Genomic DNA, 14,823 nt, shown 5'->3' on the forward strand with positions numbered 1-14,823 from the left:
AACTTTTATTACGATATATAAGTATAGAACAAATTATGAGGGGGATCACATGTACAAGCACAGAATTACTTCACACATTTTATCAGTATGCTTTTCCTGCATGCTTGTTATTACTGCACTTTTCTCATCAAATATCACCGTTAGGGCCGACTCAGCGCCTACATCCTACAACCTCTGGATCGGCAGTACCCAGATCACAAGCGCCAATATGGCCTATATAAAATGCGGAACAGGAAGTGTTTCATTTGATCCTTCCACCAATACTCTTACCTTTAATAATGCAACGGCAATAAGCGGCACTTACAATGGGAAAATTGCTTCAAACTGCATGGTTTACACAGAAATCCCTCTTAAAATTCGCGGCAACGCAAAACTGCTGGCCCCCAATATCACAACTATGATAATCGGATCCTACATGGCTGCGCTCGACATACAAGGTAATTTTGATTTTAGCGGAGGAAAGAACGGCTTCTTCTCCACAGACAAAATTACTATTAGCGGTGGTAATACTTCTATTACAATAAAAAATGCTGACAAAGCGATATCAGGAAGAGGAGGAGTTCTGGTAGATGGCGGAACATTGGAATTCACCTCGGTCAATCAGGGAATCTATACGGATACAGGAGCGCTTGAACTTCTTAGCGGAAAAATAAGCATCAGTGCGAAAGAATCCGCGGTTCTTGCCTATGATAACAATGACATAAATATAGCTAGTGACCTTATATTTGAAACACCCAAAAACTTTACAATAAAAAACATAAAAGTCGGCGATAGCAGCTATAACGTGATTGCAGACGAAGCAGGGAACATTGCCAAAGAACTTCGCGCTGCATCAGCACAGCCTACTACCTATGGAGAATCGCCTGCTCCGGAGCCTGAACCTGAAACAAAACCGGAAGATAATACGAGTAAAACAGGATTGCAGCCCGTAGAGGAAGTAAAGAAAGTTGAAGAACCTGCACCGGAAGGAAAGCAGGAAGGGACAGTTTTTACTGCCACGGAAAAAGCGGCTGAGTTTGTAGTTACTTCCTCTGCACAGGAAAATCCTACGGTTGATTATAAATGTACTATTAATAAGAAAGCAAAAAGGATAACCATTCCCGAGACGGTTACTGTAGACGGAATTACATATAACGTTACGGGTATTGCAACCAAGGCATTTATCGGATGCAAGAACCTTAAGACTGTAACTATAGGGAACAACGTAATTAACATCAGAGCAAATGCATTTAAAGGTGCAAAGAACCTTAATACCATAAATGTCAAATCTACAAAATTGACCAAAGACTCTGTTGCTTCAAAAGCTTTTAAGGGCACACCGAAAAATGTGACAGTAAAGGTTCCGAAGAAACTGAAGAAGACCTATGAAAAGCTTTTCATAAAGAAGGGCTTGGCAAAAAACGCTAAGATCAGGTGATCTCTATGGATGATTCAAAAAGAAGCCATGACTTTTTATGGATAGTGTTATTTCTTATTGTATTCATCAACGGCTTTGAAGCAGGCGGATATCAGGCAAGTCTGTGGAACATCGGGAAAAACTACGACTTGTCGGTTACATCCATGGGCCTGTTTGCTTCTGTTGAGCTTTTTGCGACAATGCTTGCACCGTTGATTCTCGGAGGATGGGCAGACCGAACCGGAAAAGCGAAGTGCATTACAATTCTCTTAGCTCTTCAGATCACGGCAGCAACTTTGATATTCTTTACGGATGCGGAGAAATTCTTCATCGGAGGGGTGTTCTTCCTGGGACTTACCACCAGTGCGCTTCAATTCATTTCCATCGCAGCCCTGATTGATGCATATCCTATAAGCGGAAGTAAGAAGATAGGCTACATCACATCCATGTATGCCTTCGGTGCACTTACGTCGCCGCTTATCGTTAATTATTATCTTGGAAAAGGCCTAAGCTGGCGTACACTTTTCGCGCTTCTTGCAATAGGAAGCATCGTATCTCTGATTGGCCTGTTTAAAACTAAGAACACCGCGACTGAAACATTGGCAGCAGGAGATTCTACGCAAAGTAATAACTCTACCGGTGAGTTTATCATCGGCGGAATTCTGCTTTTGTGCACAATTATGTGTATCTATGTCGGCTTTGAAAACGGCTTTGCCTTCTTTGTAGATACACTGTTTACCGATGTATTAAAATCAGGAATCGGGAAGTACGCTCTGTCACTTTTCTGGGCTGTTATGATTCCTTCGAGAGTTATCGTCGGCCACTTCTCGAAGTATGCGCGGCAAATTCTCCTTACTGCCACTGCTGCAATTCCGATTATCACAATAATCCTCACTAATTCCGAAAACAGCATGCTTGTACTTTTACTTTGCATACCGCTTGGCTTTGCGAGCGGGGCAATCTATCCCTGCGTACTTAATATAATGAAAACTATGGCAGGGAAGAAGACAGCAACAGCAACCGGAATGATCACCACCGCTACAGGTATTGGCGGAGTAGTATTTACAGCCCTCACCGGAAAATTCGGGGATCTTTTTGGACTTCGCAAAGCAATCATGTGTCTTGCGGGCTTCTTTATAATATCTTTTTTGTCAGCATATTTCGCAGGGAAAATTCATAATAAGAATAATATGTAATTCTCATAAGCATTTCTATATGTAAATTTTTTGTAAACAATTTTTTTCTTGCCCTTTAAAATGCCGGTTCAATTATGCCGGTTTCCGCGCTATTTCTGCGCTAACAGAATTCATTTAACAAAAAAGCTCGATAATAAAAGAGGAAACTCATAAAATTCATGTATACTTGAACATATATGCAAAAAGCGCATGATTTTATTTTTGTATGTCTTAATAATTGTATAAAGTGATGAAATTACTAAAAATGCTTGCTATAATCATAGAAACATATTATATTGTAATCGTTTCGTGTAATTGTGATTGTGTTATGGAGAAGAAAAATGTTGAAGAGGTTTAGCAAAGTAATTTCATTCATGCTCGCTATCGCGCTTATGGTAGGAGCGTTCAATGTAAATTCCATCAGTGCTGAGGCAGCAACAATTCAGGGCTATGCAAAAATTAACCTTGTATGGTCCGGAGAAGCTGATCAGGCCGGTGAGACCAAGACATACAATAATAAAAGGAATGTTTGGTACAGATGGAACAGTAGTGATCAACAGAATGCTAGTTCTGTAAACTTTACTACACAGTATAAAGAGTATATTTTCGATCTTCAGGACTGGTATTATGGCTATGATGTTTACCAGATTAAAATTAAGCTTAATAGTCAGACTAAACCAATCGGTATTGTAATGCATGATGATAATACTCTTGGTGATGGAACTAATGATACTCATAAGAATAAGGAAAATCTGTATGATCAGAAAATGGATGAAAACGGCGAGATCGTTATTTATCCTGACTTTTCAGGTAAGTTCAGATATATTGGTTTTGTATCGCAGCAAGCAAATACAAAAATTAGTATTGATTCAGTTTCTATAGTAAAGAGGGCTGTTGGTAACCAGGCATCAACATATTCAGGAACAACAAATAAGAGCACTTACTCTGTACAAAATGGAAAATTGGTGTTCAAAAACATGTATCCGTATGCGGATAGTAAGTATTGGGGATACAAGAACGAAATAAGTGACGGATGCATATATTTTGGAAGAGATTATCAGGAATCCTATTTTAAACTTTATGATGATATTGATATAAGTAAGCTTGTAAATATCAATGTGAAATTTTACAGCTGGGACGCTGACTTAAAAACGCTTGCATTTATATTATATGATGAAAACTTCAATATAATATGGTGCAGATACAATATAACAGGAACCGGGGATTTTGGTGCTGACCCTAAAGCAGGAAAAGCAAGATATTTTGGCGTGATGTCAAATATCGGTGATTATGAGAAAAATTATTACTATACTACTAAAAAGGTAGCTATCAGTGATGTGGATTTTGTATTTGCAGATAAGGTGAATCCGCTTGTTGATCCTACCGATGCAATCAATGAAGCAAAAGAAGCATACGATGCTGCATATACAGCATATTTTAGTGCCGCAACTGCTACAACAAATGTTAATAACAGTCCTTCAGTAGAGACCATAAAAGCTGCCAAGGAAGCGGCAAAGACTGCTGAAAAAGCTGCTAACAGAGCTAATGAAGCAGCCAAGGCAATAAATAAAATATTAAAAAAGATATCTGATTCAAAACAAAAGACCGAGGCTAGTACATGGGCTTCTTATGCAAGTTATATTGCAGCTTATGCAGAAAACGCAGCTCTGGCAGCAAAGTCTGCTGCGGCATCTGCTCAGAAGAAGCTAGATGAAGCAGCAAATAAAGCAGCAATTGCAGCAAATGATGCAGCAACAAAAGCACAAAATGCGGCAAGTGTAGCTGATAGAGCAGCGGCTTCTGCTAATGCTGCTGCAACAATAGATACTATAAATGCGGCAGAAGAAGCAGCAAAAAATGCAAAATCAGCCGCAACTGCTGCAAAAACAGCAGCAACAAATGCGACAAATGCAGCAGATAATGCAACAGTTGGAAGCGATGCTAAGCTGGCAGCAGGTAATGCGGCAGCAGCAGCTACTACAGCATATAATATTGCTACTACAGCTGCGGATAACGCTGAGACTGCAGCTAAAAATGCAAAGAAGAAACTTACTGATGCGGCTGAGACAGCAACAATAGCAGCAACAAATGCTGCAGATGAAGCAAATACAGCAGCACAGAAAGCAAGAGATGCAGCTGCAGCAGCTAATGCAGAGTCCATGAAGGATGTTCCTTCTATAGAAGAGCTTGAAAAAGTAGCTAAGAATGCTGAAGATGCAGCAGAGGCAGCAATTAACAAAGCAAAAGCAGCAACAGATGCGGCTAAAGCGGCAACTGATGCAGCAAATACAACAGATTCTACAGTAAATAAGAATGCAACAGATGCAGCAACAGATGCAGTGAAAGCAGCGATGGCAGCTACAGTTTCTGCGGACGCAGCAAAGGCAGCAGTTGATGCAGCAAGAGCTGTAAAGGTGGCTAAGGAAGTAACTGACGCAGCTAATGCAGTAGGAGATAATCCTTCACCGGATGATGTAGCTGCAGCCAGCGCGGCAGTAAAGAAAGCCGAGGATGCAATTAAATCTGCAGAAGCAGCAAGAACCGCAGCAGATCAGGCAATAACTGATGCAACCGATGAAGACAGCAGGAAGGCAGCAGAAGACGCAAAAGCTGCAGCAGATAATGCTGTAACAAAAGCTACAGATGCTAAGGCTGCAGCAGAAGAAGCTGTAACAGTAGGCCAGCAGAAGCTTGATGATACAGCAAAGGCTGAAGCTCAAAAAGCAGAAGCTGCAACAAAGGCAGCAGACGAGGCAGAAGCAGCAGCAGAAAAAGCTAATAAGGCAGCAAAGGAAGCTGAGAATAAGGCGGCTGATGCCAAAAAAGATCCTACAGTAGAAAAGATTAAAGCAGCAGAGGATGCCAAGAAGGCCGCAGAGGATGCTAAGAGCGAAGCAGAGACAGCTAAAAAGGCCGCAGAGGATGCAGCCAAAGCTATAGCTGATGAGAATAATGCTTCAAGAAAAGATGCTGAAAATGCAGCCGGTTTGGCTGGTAAAGCAATGGATACTGTAGATACAGCACTTGGCGAAGCAGATAAAGACATAGCGGAAGCTAAGAGTGCTCTTGATAAAGCAGCAATGGACCAGGCTGATCAGGCAAAGAAAGCAGCTGATGCAGTTAAAGGTCAGGCAGATGAAGCAAGAGACGAAGCGATTGAAGCAAAGAAGGCAGTTGAAAAAACTGCTTCAGAAGGCAATATCAGTACAGCTAAATCAGTAGCAGATGCAACTGATGCAACTGCTGATATAACAGCTAAAACTGCAACTTCCGTGTCTAATATAGCTGACAGCATTTCGAAGAATCCTTATGTATCAGAAGATACAAAGAAAGCAGCAGAAGCAGCAAAGAAAGCAGCAGAAGCAGCAAATTCAGCTGCCGGAGAGGCAAGAACTGCAGCTCAGGGCGCAAGAGATGCAGCAGCCGATGCTCAGGGTAAATTAAATAAGAAGGCAGAAGAAGATCTTGCGAATGCACAGAAAGAAGCTGAGACAGCAAAAGAAAAGGCTAAAACAGCAGCAACCGGTGCTACTACAGCAGCAGAAGCAGCAAAGGCAGCGGCTGATAAAGCACAGGAGGCAGCAAAAGCAGCTCAGGAGAATCCTTCAGCTGAAACTATTACAGCAGCAAAAGAAGCTATAGACAATGCTAAAACAGCAGCTGATGAAGCAAAGAAAGCTGCTAATGATGCAGTAAACGAAGCAAAAATGGCAAAGGAAGCAGCAGAAGCAGCAAAGGAAGCAGCTGATGCAACCGGTGATCAGACAACAATAGATTCTGCTAAAGCAGCAGAAAACGATGCAGCAAAGGCAATTGCTGCAGCTAATGCAGCTAAGAAAGCAGCTGAAGCAGCAGATGCTGCAACAAGGGCAGCAGAAGCATCAATAGCAGCTTATGAAGCTAAGGCAGCTGTAGAGAATGCTTCTTCTCAGGCTGCAACGGAAGCAGCAATAGAAGCTGCAATAGAAGCAGCTCAGACAGCAGATAATGCGGCTCAGACAGCAAAAGAGGCTGCAAAGGCAGCAGGCGATGCAGCTACTGAGGCAGCCCGCTATACAGATGATAAGACTGCTATAGAGGCAGCAAAAGCAGCAGAGACAGCACAAACTGCAGCAAATACTGCAGCTGGCGCTGCAGAAACAGCAGCAGGAGCTGCAAGATCTGCGGTAGAAACTGCCAGGGCTAATCTTGAAGAAGCAGCAGCAAATGCAGCTAAGAAAGCAGCATCAGAAGCAACAGAGGCAGCAAAGAAAGCAAATGATGCAGCAGATGCAGCAAATGGCATAGTTAATGATCCTAAAGCGGGGTATACACCTGAAGCAGTAGAAGCAGCAAATAAAGCAGCATCAGATGCAGCTGCGGCAGCAAAAACAGCATATGAAAAGTCACAGGCAGCAACAGATGCAGCTGCTAAGACAAATAATGAAGAGGCTAAAAAGGCAGCAAATGACGCAGCAACAGATGCAAGAAAGGCAGCAAATGCAGCATCTCAGGCATCAACTGCAGCATCTCAGGAAGCGATGAGAGCTTCTGAAGGTGCAAAGATAAGAGAAGTAGTAAATAAGACAAAGGAAGCCGCAAACGCAGCCGATACAGCTAAGACAAAGGCTCAGGATGCTCAGAAAGTAGCAGAAGATGTGGCAAATAAGGATGACAATGATCTTACAGAGCAGGCGGTAAAGGATGCTGTCGATGCAGCAAAGACTGCAAGGGCGGAAGCTCAGACAGCTGCAGATAAGGCAAAGAAAGCAGAAGAATTAGAGAAAGAAGCAGCAAAGCTTATCGATTCAGCAAAAGAGGCAATCAAAAAGGCTGCAGAGGAAGCAGAGAACTATCCTGATAGTGATTCAAAGACAGCATGGATCACGAAGATTGGAAAGGCTCAGAAAGCAGCAGAAGCAGCAGCTACGGAAGCATCCGGTTATTTAACTAAGGCTCAGGAAGCAGCTAAGGCAGCAGAAGAAGCTGCCAAGGCAGCTGAAACAGCAGCTAACAGTGCAAATAATAAGTTTAACAAAAAGCTTGGCGAGGAAGCGGCTGCAGCAAGACAGGCAGCACAGGATGCAGCAGATGCAGCTAAAGATGCAGCTGATAACGCAAAGAAACTTGCTGATGATGCGGCTGCAAAGGCAGAGGCAGCTAAGGAAGATAATACAGCAGATAAAATAAAGGCAGCCCAGGATGCAATTGATGCAGCAGATGCAGCAAAGAAAGCAGCTGAGGATGCTAAGAAAGCAGCTGAGGATGCTAAGAAAACAGCTCAGGATGCCGGAAGCACTATTGCTAAGGGTACAGCTGATGAGGCAGCAAGCACAGCCCAGGATGCTATCGATGCAGCAGATGCAGCAAAGAAAGCAGCTGAGGATGCTAAGAAAGCAGCTGAAGAGGCAGCTAAGAAGGCAGCTGAGGAAGCAGCTCAGATAGCCGAGGATGAAAAGAAGGCAGGCGAGAATGGTCAGAATACTGATCCTTCCTCCAAAAATGATCCTGCAAATGGTGATAACGGAACAGGCGAGAATAGCACAGGTAACACCGGCGCAGGTGAGAACGGCACTGGTAACACCGAAACAGGTGAAAACGGAAACGGTCAGGGTGTAGACCCCGAAGGATTGGAAAACGGTGGTAACACCGAAACAGGTAATGGCACAGGTGCCGGAACCGGTGAAGCAGTAATTCCTCAGGATGTTGCCGGGAACAACGGTAATTCCGAAACAGTTCCCGAAAAATCTGAGAACTCAGAAAATGCTAATGAAAGTAATAACGGTCAAGCTAAGTCTGGAAGCAAATGGAGTACTTCTGATTATGAAGAAGATGATAATGAATTTGATCCCGATTTTGCTGACTGGGATGAGGACGAGAACTTCGAATTCAATGGAGTCCTTCCGGCAACTGTTACAATAAGAGGCATCACATACTATGTTGGTGCTGACGGAAGAGCTACAGTTACAAAGATTGGAAAGATTAAAAAGGCTTACATTAACGCTATTACATTAAATGGTGTTAAGTATCCTGTAGTTCAGATCAAGGCAAATGCCTGCAAGGGTAACAAGACTCTTAAGATTCTTAAGATTGGTAAGAACGTAAAGAAGATTGGTAACAAAGCATTCTTTAAGAATACAAAGCTTAAGAAGATAACAATTAAAGTTAACAAGTCCCTCAAGGTAGGAAAGGGCGCCTTTAAGAAGCTTGCCGGTGGTGCAACCATCAAGGTCAAGAGTGTTAAAGGAAAAGCTAAGGCTAAATTTATTAAGAAACTTAAGAAGCAGACAGATGCTAAGATAAAGTAATCATCTAAATAGCATAAGAAAAGACGCAGATAGAGAAATCTATGCTGCGTCTTTTTTATTTATCTTCATTCAAAGGAAAGGGAAAATCCTGAATCTCAGCGAGCGCGTCTGAGAAACGCTTTGTAAGGCTTGCCTCGTTATCGAGAATGTAACCAAGCCTCTGGCACCAGATCTCGTAAAGGATATTCACCATTTTTTCCGGATCATAGCCAAGATCATTTAAAATGGCACGCTCTTTATCGAGAGCATCGTGGTAGTGCTTAAACTGAGGATCATTCTGAAGATCGTCCTTTGCTATATTTATAAGAGAATTTATTTTTAATATATCCATATATTAGTCTCCTCGTTTCTCTATATCTATATTTTAACCCTTTTCATGCTGTGAAAATCTAAAAGTTATCTTAAAAATAGACCAAGTAATCTTTTGAAAAAAGGGCGCAAAAAGACTATAATTTGTATATTCGGTATAGAAAGAAAATACTATATGTAGTGGGAGGAAAAACAAAAATGTCTAAGACAATTACACTGACAATTAAAAAGCAGAAAAATATCGCGCTCATAGCTCACGATGGTAAAAAGGCTGAGCTTATCGAGTGGTGCAAGAATAATGCGGAACTGCTGAAGAAACACTTTTTATGCGGCACAGGAACCACAGCACGCATGATTACAGATGCGACTGATCTTCCTGTCAGAGGCTACAATTCGGGCCCTCTTGGCGGAGACCAGCAGATCGGAGCTAAAATCGTTGAGGGTAAGATCGATTTTGTAATATTCTTCTCTGATCCCCTGACAGCAGCGCCTCATGATCCCGATGTGAAGGCTCTCATGAGAATTGCCCAGGTGTATGACATACCTTTTGCAAACAACAAGGCAACAGCTGATTTCCTTATTCATTCAACACTTATGGATGAGGAGTATGATCACGACATTATAAATTTCAAGCAGAATATTGAGCATAGAGCAGAGACCTTGCTCTGATGCCCGGGAGGAGAAGGAAAAATGGCATCAGGTACACTTAGATATTATTCACTTGCCCAGGGGGGACAGGTTAACATCACTTATTCTATTCCGGCAGATACTCCGGACTTTATGGTGGCAGAGAATCCGAATTTCAAGCGCCCCATGAAGACTTTGTATCTTCTTCACGGCTATTCCGGAAATGAGAGCGACTGGATTTACAGCGGTGTCGCTGAGGATTTAGCTTCTACTTATAACCTTGCGGTTATCATGATTACAGCCGGCAATAATTTTTATCTGGACAGAAAGGCTACAGGTCACCAGTACTGCACCTTTGCAGGTAAGGAAGTGGTGGAATTTACAAGAAAACTGTTTGGCTTATCTGACAAAAAAGAGGACACTTTCATTGCAGGCCTTTCCATGGGAGGCTTCGGAGCTCTTCACACAGGACTTGATTTTCCTGAGACCTTTGGAGGAATTGTAGCACTGTCTTCCGCACTCATCATTCATGAGGTTGGAAACATGAAACCGGGAGAGGGCAATGATGTAGCAAACTACGAATATTACAGCGAGGTATTCGGGGATACCACCAAGGTGGTGGAATCCGATGCCAATCCGGAGGTTTTGTATAAGCGCCTCAAGGATGAGGGTAAGAGTATTCCTCCGATTTATATGGCAGTCGGAACAGAGGACTTCCTCTACGAGAACAATCAGGTGATGAGGAAATTCCTTGAAGACAATGATGCAAACATGAAATACGAAGAAGGTCCCGGAATCCATGATTGGAAGTTCTGGAACAAGTATATTTATAACGGAGTTGAGTGGGTCCTTAACACAGTCGGATAATTGGGGAAAAGTCTGTTGGGGGTTGTATGGAACTGTACTATAACATGATTGTTAATATCGGCTTTCTGATTCTGATTGCCAATATTTTAGTCAGGATTCCGGTAGTAACACAGATAATCTGCGAAGAAAAAAAGCACACGCTTTTAGCCAAGCTGGTACTTGGAGCAATCTTTGGCGGCTTTTGTATTTTTTCGACCTGTACCGGCGCCCAGGTTCAGGGCGCCATACCCAACACCCGTGTTTTGGGTGCCCTTGCGGGAGGTCTCTTATGCGGACCTACCGTGGGGATTCTTGCAGGGCTCATCGGCTCTGTTCATCGTATCCTTTTTGATATTCATGGTGTGACAACCTTCGCCTGCGCTCTGTCCACTTTTATGGAGGGCGTTCTTGGCGCTTTGATCTACACCTTTTTCCAGAAAAGAAATATTGACTTTGAGTGGTACTTCCTGGTGATGATAACCGCTGCCTGCGAGTGTCTTCACATGGTAAACCTTCTCATTTTCGTAAAGCCTTTCAGCCTTGCGGAGAGCATTGTTAAGGTTATAGCCATACCCATGGTGACATTCAACTCAGCCGGAATGGTCTGGTTTTTCTCTGTATTCGAGGATGTCTATACAAAGCAGAATCTGATAGCGGCAGACAAGATGAGGCTTGCTCTGAACATTGCGGACGCCTGCGTATTGAATATCAGGAAAAGTCGTATCACCGATGATGATTATAAGGAGATGGAGAAGACTATCAGCGGCTTTTCCAGGTGCAGAGACGTATTCTTCTTGCCTTACAGTCAGAAGAACAGGCTCTTTGAAAGTGAGTATGAGTTTGGTGAAAGCTTTGTGGAGGGGATGGAAAAAGAGTGTACCACTCAGCTTATCTACAGGAAGGAAAAGCGTCCCTTTGGCTTCAGGCAGGCACTGGTTGCTTCCGGCTGCCGAGTAACAATGGGAAATGAAACCTGGGGATACCTTGTTCTGGTATTTGAAAGACGATATTCATCTCCGGAGGCTGCGGAATGTCTGGTATCTGCTCTGGCAAAATTCTTTTCAACCAATTACGAAGCCTATCAGGTTGAGTACCAGAAGAAGATGAGAGAGCGCGCAGAGTTTAGGGTACTTCAGTCGCAGATAAATCCTCATTTTTTGTTTAACAGTTTAAATACTATCTCCTGTTTTTGCAGAGAAAAGCCTGACTATGCAAGAGAGCTGCTGCTGGCACTAAGCGTTTATTTCAGGCATAACCTTAATTCCAGTAACGATTACATGATAGATATCGCTGCGGAATTCGAGCAGGTGGATGCATATCTGATGCTTGAGAAGGCCCGTTTTGAGGATAGGCTCAGGATAGAGAAGAATATTGAGGAAGATATTCATATGCAGGTTCCAACGCTGATCCTCCAGCCAATTGTTGAGAATGCGATTAAGCACGGAGCTATGAAAAGAGAGATCGGAGAAGTCAGGATAGATGCCGGAATGGACGGCGAGGAGCTTCTGATAAAAATATCCGATAACGGTCACGGCATTCCCGATCAGGTACTCCGCGCTTTCAATGATAAAACGACCAAAGGTAAATACGGACTCCTTAATGTTGACGGAAGACTCCGCAGCATCTACGGAGAAAAGTACGGTCTCGCAATCGATTCATCACCTGAGGGCACAACCGTTACAATCCGTATCCCACCCAGGACACTAATTTGATTATATGCCTTCCCCCACTGGGGGCGCTCGACGTCCGGGGGACGTCGGTTCAGCGCGGACCGAAGCGGAGCGAAGACAGGTGTCTGCGAAGCAGACGGATGAGGGGAAAAAATGACACGAATCCTTATCGCCGACGACGAACGTCCGGCACGCAGCGAACTGCGGTTCCTGCTTGAAAAAATCATAAGACAGCTAAACCGTCCCGATGCCGAGATCCACGAAGCAGGAAGCGGAGCAGCAGTTCTGGAGCTGACAGAAAAAGTGAATTTTGATGTCTGTTTTCTTGATATTGAACTCGGGGACATGAAGGGAACAGAGCTTGTTTTGAAAATCCGAAAGAAAACACCGGATGCCGCAATCGTATTTGTGACGGCTTATGAAAGCTATGCCCTGAATGCATTTGAACTTGATGCCATTGACTATGTCATGAAGCCCTTTGATGAGGTGCGCATAAGGAAAGCTGTTGAGAAACTCATGCAAAGAAAAGTCGCGGTAAAAAAGATGCCGGGCCCCTTTGCGCTTCCGGCTGGAGATCACATGGAAGTGGTTATGGCTGACAGCATCAGTTATATTGAAGCGGTTCACAAGGGAGCTAAGGTTCACTGCCATAAGAGCGTTTACTTTACAGGAGATCCTCTTATTGAATGGGAGAAGAAGCTTTCCTCTGCAGGCGATCAGTTTGTCAGGGTTCATAAAAGCTTTATTGTAAACTTAAATGCCTGTGAAGCCCTTGTGCCCGATTACAATAACGGATATGCATGCAAACTTAAGGATTGCGGTGAGGAGACTATTCCTATAAGCCGCAATATGATCCATGAGATAAAAACTCATTTTGGAGTTTGATTATATAACTGATTTTTATAAGCATATACATTTTAGTACCCATTTTTTGCATTTGAATCCCGGAGCATTGCTTCGGGATTTTCTGCGACTATACTTAAAAGTAGGGAAGAAATGTCTTTCACTAAAGTATAGGAGGGGATTCATATGATCAGCTTTTTGGTATGTTTGTGTGTTTTGGTAGCAGGTTATTTTATCTACGGCGGCATTGTTGAAAAAGTATATGGGCCGGATGACAGACAGACTCCGGCAGTAAGAATCAATGATGATGTTGACTTTGTTGTAATGCCGAGATGGAAACTATTTTTGATTCAGCTCCTTAATATCGCAGGTCTCGGACCGATCTACGGTGCTCTTGCAGGAGCTCAGTGGGGAACATCCGTATTCCTCTGGATTACCCTCGGAACCTTACTTGCAGGTGGTGTACATGACTTCTCGGTAGGTTTCATGAGTATGCGTCATGACGGCGCAAGCGTATCTGAGCTTACAGGTATGTACCTTGGAAACATTATGAAAACCATAATGCGTGTATTCAGCGTAGTACTCCTTGTAATGGTTGGTACGGTTTTCGCAGTAGGACCGGCCGGACTTATTTCACTTCTTATTGGTAATCAGGGTGGTTCGGGACTTCTTACGAACACAACCTTCTGGCTTGCTCTTATCCTTGTTTATTACTTTATCGCAACCTTCGTTCCGATCGATAAGATTATCGGTAAGCTTTATCCCGTATTCGGTATCTGCCTTATAGTTATGGCAGTTGGTGTTGGCATTGGTATTTTCACACATGGATATACAATCCCTGAGATCGAATTATCCAATCTTCATCCCAGCAGTACACCTATATGGCCAATGATGTTCGTATCTGTTGCCTGCGGCGCTATTTCAGGATTCCATGCAACCCAGTCACCTCTGATGGCTCGCTGCTGCAAGACAGAAAAAGAAAGCCATATGGTATTCTACGGAGCAATGGTATGTGAAGGTATAATCGCCCTGGTTTGGGCTGCAGCAGGCAGTGCAGTTTATGCAAGAACCGGCGGCCTTACAGCAGGTCTTACAGAAATGCTTGGAAATGGCCAGGCAGCATGCGTATATGATATCTGCACAAAGACAATGGGCGGCTTTGGTATAGTTCTTGCAATGCTCGGTGTTATCGCTTGTCCTATCACATCAGGCGACACAGCTTTCCGTTCAGCAAGACTTGTTATTTCAGACTGGTTCAAGGTAGATCAGAAGCCTTATATGAAGAGACTTATCCTCTGTGTACCGCTTCTTCTTTCAGGCGCATTTATCAGCCAGCTTAACTACAATGTCATCTGGAGATACTTCAGCTGGTCGAATCAGACACTTGCTATGATAGCTCTTTGGACAGCATCAATGTACTTGTACAGAAATTCCAAGAACTACTGGATTACAGCAGTTCCCGCAACCTTTATGTCGGCAGTATCCGTTACATATTTCTTCTGCGCACCCGAGTGCCTGCATCTGTCGACAATGATTGCTTATCCTGTTGGAATTATCGCAGCGATTGCATTCCTGGGACTCTTCATTGTAAGCACAAGAAAACCGATGGTGAATGACGAAAAAAAAGATGATCACCATCAGCACCTACACACAGCCTGACAGCAGGTGGT

General features: G+C 43.4%; 9 protein-coding genes. 8 read left to right on the plus strand and 1 reads right to left on the minus strand.

The annotated features are described in order from the left end of the window. Positions 1 to 49: 49 nt before the first annotated feature. The 3 genes from BLR42_RS07995 (at position 50) to BLR42_RS08005 (ending at position 8,858) form a co-directional block, all read left to right on the plus strand. Positions 50 to 1,417: a leucine-rich repeat protein gene (locus tag BLR42_RS07995; RefSeq protein ID WP_091868105.1), complete on the plus strand. Its 1,368-nt coding sequence runs from the start codon at positions 50 to 52 to the stop codon at positions 1,415 to 1,417. A 5-nt stretch (positions 1,418 to 1,422) separates the two neighbouring features. Further along, positions 1,423 to 2,592, plus strand: a complete 1,170-nt coding sequence (locus BLR42_RS08000) for an MFS transporter (protein ID WP_091868107.1) — start codon at positions 1,423 to 1,425, stop codon at positions 2,590 to 2,592. Positions 2,593 to 2,912: 320 nt separating this feature from the next. Next, positions 2,913 to 8,858: a leucine-rich repeat protein gene (locus tag BLR42_RS08005; RefSeq protein WP_091868110.1), complete on the plus strand. Its 5,946-nt coding sequence runs from the start codon at positions 2,913 to 2,915 to the stop codon at positions 8,856 to 8,858. 55 nt (positions 8,859 to 8,913) lie between these two features. Here the strand turns inward: BLR42_RS08005 and BLR42_RS08010 are convergent, their stop codons facing one another. Next, on the minus strand, positions 8,914 to 9,189 hold the full coding sequence (locus BLR42_RS08010) for a hypothetical protein (protein ID WP_091868113.1): 276 nt from the start codon (positions 9,187 to 9,189) through the stop codon (positions 8,914 to 8,916). A 176-nt stretch (positions 9,190 to 9,365) separates the two neighbouring features. On the opposite strand from BLR42_RS08010, the gene BLR42_RS08015 reads away from it, so the two are divergent. From BLR42_RS08015 to BLR42_RS08035, 5 genes are all read left to right on the plus strand, one after another. After that, positions 9,366 to 9,836: a methylglyoxal synthase gene (locus BLR42_RS08015; RefSeq protein ID WP_022760652.1), complete on the plus strand. Its 471-nt coding sequence runs from the start codon at positions 9,366 to 9,368 to the stop codon at positions 9,834 to 9,836. A 21-nt stretch (positions 9,837 to 9,857) separates the two neighbouring features. After that, positions 9,858 to 10,661, plus strand: a complete 804-nt coding sequence (locus BLR42_RS08020) for an alpha/beta hydrolase (protein ID WP_091868115.1) — start codon at positions 9,858 to 9,860, stop codon at positions 10,659 to 10,661. Positions 10,662 to 10,687: 26 nt separating this feature from the next. Next, positions 10,688 to 12,352: a LytS/YhcK type 5TM receptor domain-containing protein gene (locus BLR42_RS08025; RefSeq protein ID WP_091868117.1), complete on the plus strand. Its 1,665-nt coding sequence runs from the start codon at positions 10,688 to 10,690 to the stop codon at positions 12,350 to 12,352. Between the two features lie 111 nt (positions 12,353 to 12,463). Next, positions 12,464 to 13,195 carry a LytR/AlgR family response regulator transcription factor gene (locus BLR42_RS08030; protein ID WP_091868119.1) on the plus strand — a complete coding sequence of 244 codons (732 nt, stop codon included), beginning with the start codon at positions 12,464 to 12,466 and terminating at the stop codon, positions 13,193 to 13,195. A 144-nt stretch (positions 13,196 to 13,339) separates the two neighbouring features. Continuing rightward, positions 13,340 to 14,812 carry a carbon starvation CstA family protein gene (locus tag BLR42_RS08035; protein WP_091868122.1) on the plus strand — a complete coding sequence of 491 codons (1,473 nt, stop codon included), beginning with the start codon at positions 13,340 to 13,342 and terminating at the stop codon, positions 14,810 to 14,812. Positions 14,813 to 14,823 lie beyond the last annotated feature (11 nt).

The sequence above is a fragment of the Butyrivibrio sp. INlla16 genome, from assembly GCF_900104155.1.
Lineage (GTDB): Bacteria > Bacillota > Clostridia > Lachnospirales > Lachnospiraceae > Butyrivibrio.